Source organism: Streptomyces sp. NPDC059900 (genome assembly GCF_050270335.1).
Classification (GTDB): Bacteria; Actinomycetota; Actinomycetes; order Streptomycetales; family Streptomycetaceae; genus Streptomyces.
On sequence record NZ_JBNNJZ010000639.1, the window covers coordinates 1 to 4,333 of the forward strand.

Below are 4,333 nucleotides of genomic sequence, written 5' to 3' on the forward strand. Positions count from 1 at the left end.
GTGTTCTCCTGGTGGTCCTGGGGGGCGGGGGCGGGGTCCCAGAGGGAATGGGGCACCAGCAGGTCGCCGGCCATGATGAGGCGGGCGGTGCGCAGCAGCGCGGAGCGGGTGACCCGCCGGGGTGCGTCGGGGGTGAGGCCGAGGGTGACGCTGAACTCTCCGGAGGGGTGTTCGACGGAGACGGTGGGCTGCGGGCCGGGCACGTCGGCGGCGACGTCGCGGGCGACGCTGCCTTCGAGGACGCAGGCGGTGGCGGCCGTGACGGCGGCGAGCACGCCGATGGACTGGTGGCACAGCCGTGGGATGAGGCTGCGCGTGGAGAGGGTGCCGCCGTGGCGCGGTGGCGCCACCAGCGTCATCTTGGGGTAGTTCTTCTCCGTGACGTCGCCCAGGCCCATGGCTTGGCCGCAGATCAGGCGCAGCGCCTCGACACGGGCCCTGAGCCGCTCGTCGGCGTCGATCTGTGCCGGCGTCTCGTAGCCGGTGGCGCCCAGGCTCTCGGCCGCCACGATCACCAGGGGCTGGCCGTTGTCGATCAGGGTGACGTCGACGGCGCCGCTTCCGGGAACCTCGACGGTGTCACGCGTACGCCCGGTGGGGAGCAGGGAGCCGGCGACGGACCCGGCGGTGTCCAGGAAGCCGATCTCGACCGGAGCGGCGGTGCCGGGGACACCGTCGATCCGGGCCTGCCCTTGGTAGTCGACGTAGCGCGCCCCGTCCGTGCCCGGCGGGGTGGCGACGGTGATCTCGGCGACCATGCCGGTGTTGCGGGTGCGTATGCGGGCGGTGGTGCGGTCGGCGTCGGGGACGACCAGGCCGGTCTCGACGGCGAACGGCAGCACGGCGGCCAGCATGTTGCCGCAGTTGGAGGAGGTGTCGGCGACGTCCCCGCCGGGCTGCACCTGGACGAAGGTCCACTCCAGGTCGATGCCGGGTTCCGTGCCCGGCCCCACGATGCCGATCTTGCTGGTCAGCGGGTGCCCGCCGCCGATCCCGTCGATCTGGCGCGGGTCGGGAGATCCCAGCGCGGCCAGCAGTACGGCGTCACGGAGCCCGGTGTCCCCGGGCAGTGCCCGCGCGTCGAAGAACGGCCCCCGCGAGGTACCGCCGCGCATGAACAGGCACGGAATCGCGGTCTGGGAGCCGCGGCGGTGCGCACCGCGGGTCCGGGCGGCTGCTTCGGCAGGCATCGGTGCTCCTTCGCGAACGGGGGTGACGCAGAGGAAGCTAGATCATTGACCAGATTGTTGACAAGATGTTTGAAGAAATTACAAAAGAAGTCCCCCACGGCCCGGCCGGAGCCGCCGCGGCTCTAGGCTTCACCTGCACAGACCTGCCGACGAAAGAGGTCGACCGAGTTGACGGACAAGCTGACGGGCGCCGCCGGACGCCAGTACGTGACCGACGCCATCAGGCATTCCCTGCGCTCCGGGGACCTGGTGCCCGGCCAGCGGCTCGTGGAGAACGACCTCGCCGAGTCCTACGGAACGACCCGCAGCGCCGTCCGCGAAGCCCTGCAGGACCTCGCCGCCGAGGAGATCGTCGAGATCATCCCGCGCCGCGGCGCACGTATCCGGGCAGTCTCCGTCGACGAGGCCATCCAGATCACCGAGTGCCGCTCCGCGCTGGAGCAACTGTGCGCCACCAAGGCCGCGACGCAGGCCGACGAAGCGCAGCGTGCGGAACTGCGCCGGATCGGAACGGACATGCGGCAGGCCGTCACGGACGGGGCGGTGCACACCTACTCCGCCCTCAACCAGCGCCTGCACGAACTGGTGGTCGAGGCCAGCGGCCAGGAGGTGGCCAGGCGCCAGCTCGAACGACTCAACGGACCGATGGTGCGTTTCCAGTTCCGACTGGCCCTGCGCCCCGGCCGTCCCGCCCAGTCCCTGCAGCAGCACCTGGACATCATCGACGGCATCACCAGCGGTGACGCCCCGGCGGCGGCGCGGGCAGTGGCCGCGCACCTGGACGACGTGATCGAACAATTGCGGTCGTCGGCCACCGCACCGTCCGCACCGGTAGCGACCCGCACCTGAGACGCCAGGGCCCGGCGGAGTCATCCACGCGCAACAGCATGCCGCTCAAAGGGCGTTGGTGGATGACCCGGCCCGGGTGCGCCGGGAGACGGACACCGGCTTCCTCGGCCCGCTCGCTGCGTTCCGCGCCTTCTGCCGCCTCCTGGGCCGGCGACCGGAAAAGTCTCTGCCTCCGACGTCGCGGCCCCGGGCAAGGAACTCGGCGGCGACACCCCGGTCAGCTCAGAGTGATGCCGCGGCCGCCACCGTCCGTAACGGATCTGACCGAACCCGGCGGTGGCGGCGCTGCGGCGGAAGGATCCGACCCCTGCCCGGAATCAGGCCGCGACGAGCTCCTGCTCGCGCTCCGGCGTCTTGGCCGTGGCCTTGGGCTTCTTGTTGGGCAGCGAGAGCCGGAAGACCTTGTGCCACGCGGAGAACACCTGCTTGGGCAGCGGCCCGGTGACGTACTCCAGCTCGTACTTCTCGAACAGCGCGCGCACCTTCACCGCGACCTCCGCGTAGCGGTTGCTCGGCAGGTCCGGGAACAGGTGGTGCTCGATCTGGTGCGAGAGGTTGCCGGTCATGAAGTGCATGGCCTTGCTGCCGCTGATGTTCGCCGAGCCCATCATCTGGCGCAGGTACCACTGGCCGCGCGTCTCGCCCTTGATCGACCGGCGCTCGAAGACCTGCACGCCCTCGGGGAAGTGCCCGCACATGATCACCGAGTGGGTCCAGATGTTGCGGACCAGGTTGGCGGTGAACGTGGCGCCGAGCGTGGGCAGGAACGACGGGCCCGAAAGCAGCGGGTGGATCACGTAGTCCTTGAGCACCTGCTTGCGGATCTTGCGGCCCACGGCCTTGGCCCGCGCCCGGAACTCCGGGCTCTTGCGGCGGCGCTTGTGCAGGTTCTTGCCGAGCTCCAGGTCGTAGGCCGCGATGCCGTACTCGAAGAAGCAGGCGTTGATGAAGTTCCACAGCGGCTGGCCGAGGTGGAACGGGTGCCACTTCTGGTCCTCGTCGACGCGCATGATGCCGTAGCCGAGGTCGTTGTCCTTGCCGATCACGTTGGTGTACGTGTGGTGCAGCTCGTTGTGCGAGTGCTTCCACTGGTCGGACGGCGAGACGTGGTCCCACTCCCAGGTGGTGGAGTGGATCTTCGGGTCGCGCATCCAGTCCCACTGGCCGTGCAGGATGTTGTGGCCGATCTCCATGTTGTCCATGATCTTCGCGACGGACAGCCCTGCGGTGCCGATCAGCCACGCGGGCGGGAAGATCGAGAACAGCAGCACGCCCCGGCTGACCAGTTCGAGCTTGCGCTGCGCCGAGATGACCTTGCGGATGTAGGCGGCGTCCTTCTCGCCGCGGCCGGCGATCACCTCGTCGCGGATCGCGTCCAGCTCGCGGCCGAGCTCCTCGATCTGCTCCGCGGTCAAGTGGGCGGTGGGGTCGATGGCGGTCAAGGTGCTCCTACCGTTCGATGTCGCACGGGCCCGCCGCGGCGGACACGCAGGTCTGGATGAGGACGCCCGGCTCGGCCTCGGTGATCTCGCCGGTGCGCAGGTCACGGACGGCGCCGGCCTTCAGCGGCGTGACGCAGCCGAAGCAGATGCCCATCCGGCACCCGGAGGGCATCAGCACGCCGGCCTCCTCGCCGATGTCCAGCAGCGGCGTGGCGCCGTCCGCCTCGACCGTCTTGCCGGTGGCGCTGAACGTGACCTCGCCGCCGTCGCCGGTGGCCACGACGCTGGGGCGGAAGCGTTCGGTGTGCAGGCGCTCCGGTACGCCGTGCTCGCTCCAGTGCTTTTCGGCGGCGTCCAGCAGGCCTGCGGGCCCGCAGGCCCAGGTCTCGCGCTCGGTCCAGTCGGGCACGAGTTCGCCGAGACGGGCGATGTCGAGCATGCCGTCCGTGTCGGTGTGCACCTCGGTCAGCCGCAGCCTCTTGTCCCCGGCCAGGCCGCGCAGTTCGTCGCGGAAGATCACGTCTTGCGCCCGCGGCGCGCAGTGGATCATGACGGCGTCGTCGAACGCGGTGTCGCGCAGCATGCCCATCACGGGCGTGATGCCGCTGCCGGCCGTCAGGTAGAGCACCTTGGCGGGCTTGGCCTGCGGCAGCACGAAGTCACCGGTCGGCTGGTCGAGCTGGATCAGCGTGCCCGGTTTCGCCCTGCGGACCAGGTGGTTGCTGACCTTGCCGTCCGGGATCGCCTTCACGGTGATCGTGACGCGGCCGTCCTGGCGGTGCGTCGGCGAGGTGAGGGAGTAGGCACGCCACAGGCGCACCCCCTCGACGTCGATCCCGATGCGCACGTACC

At 70.2% G+C, this 4,333-nt stretch carries 4 protein-coding genes; 1 reads left to right on the plus strand and 3 read right to left on the minus strand.

Translation table 11 applies throughout. The annotated features are described in order from the left end of the window. A partial coding sequence (locus ACQKIP_RS40965) for a 4-oxalomesaconate tautomerase (RefSeq protein ID WP_427745342.1) occupies positions 1-1,190 on the minus strand: 1,190 nt, incomplete at its 3' end. 168 nt (positions 1,191-1,358) lie between these two features. Between ACQKIP_RS40965 and ACQKIP_RS40970 the strand changes: the two genes are divergently transcribed. Next, positions 1,359-2,039, plus strand: a complete 681-nt coding sequence (locus tag ACQKIP_RS40970; RefSeq protein ID WP_365863491.1) for a GntR family transcriptional regulator — start codon at positions 1,359-1,361, stop codon at positions 2,037-2,039. 317 nt (positions 2,040-2,356) lie between these two features. Here ACQKIP_RS40970 and ACQKIP_RS40975 read toward each other — a convergent pair whose 3' ends face one another. Next, complete coding sequence (locus ACQKIP_RS40975) at positions 2,357-3,481, minus strand: fatty acid desaturase family protein (protein WP_365863493.1); 1,125 nt, start codon at positions 3,479-3,481, stop codon at positions 2,357-2,359. A gap of 7 nt (positions 3,482-3,488) precedes the next feature. Continuing rightward, on the minus strand, positions 3,489-4,333 hold an 845-nt coding region (locus ACQKIP_RS40980; RefSeq protein ID WP_427745343.1), incomplete at its 5' end, for a ferredoxin reductase.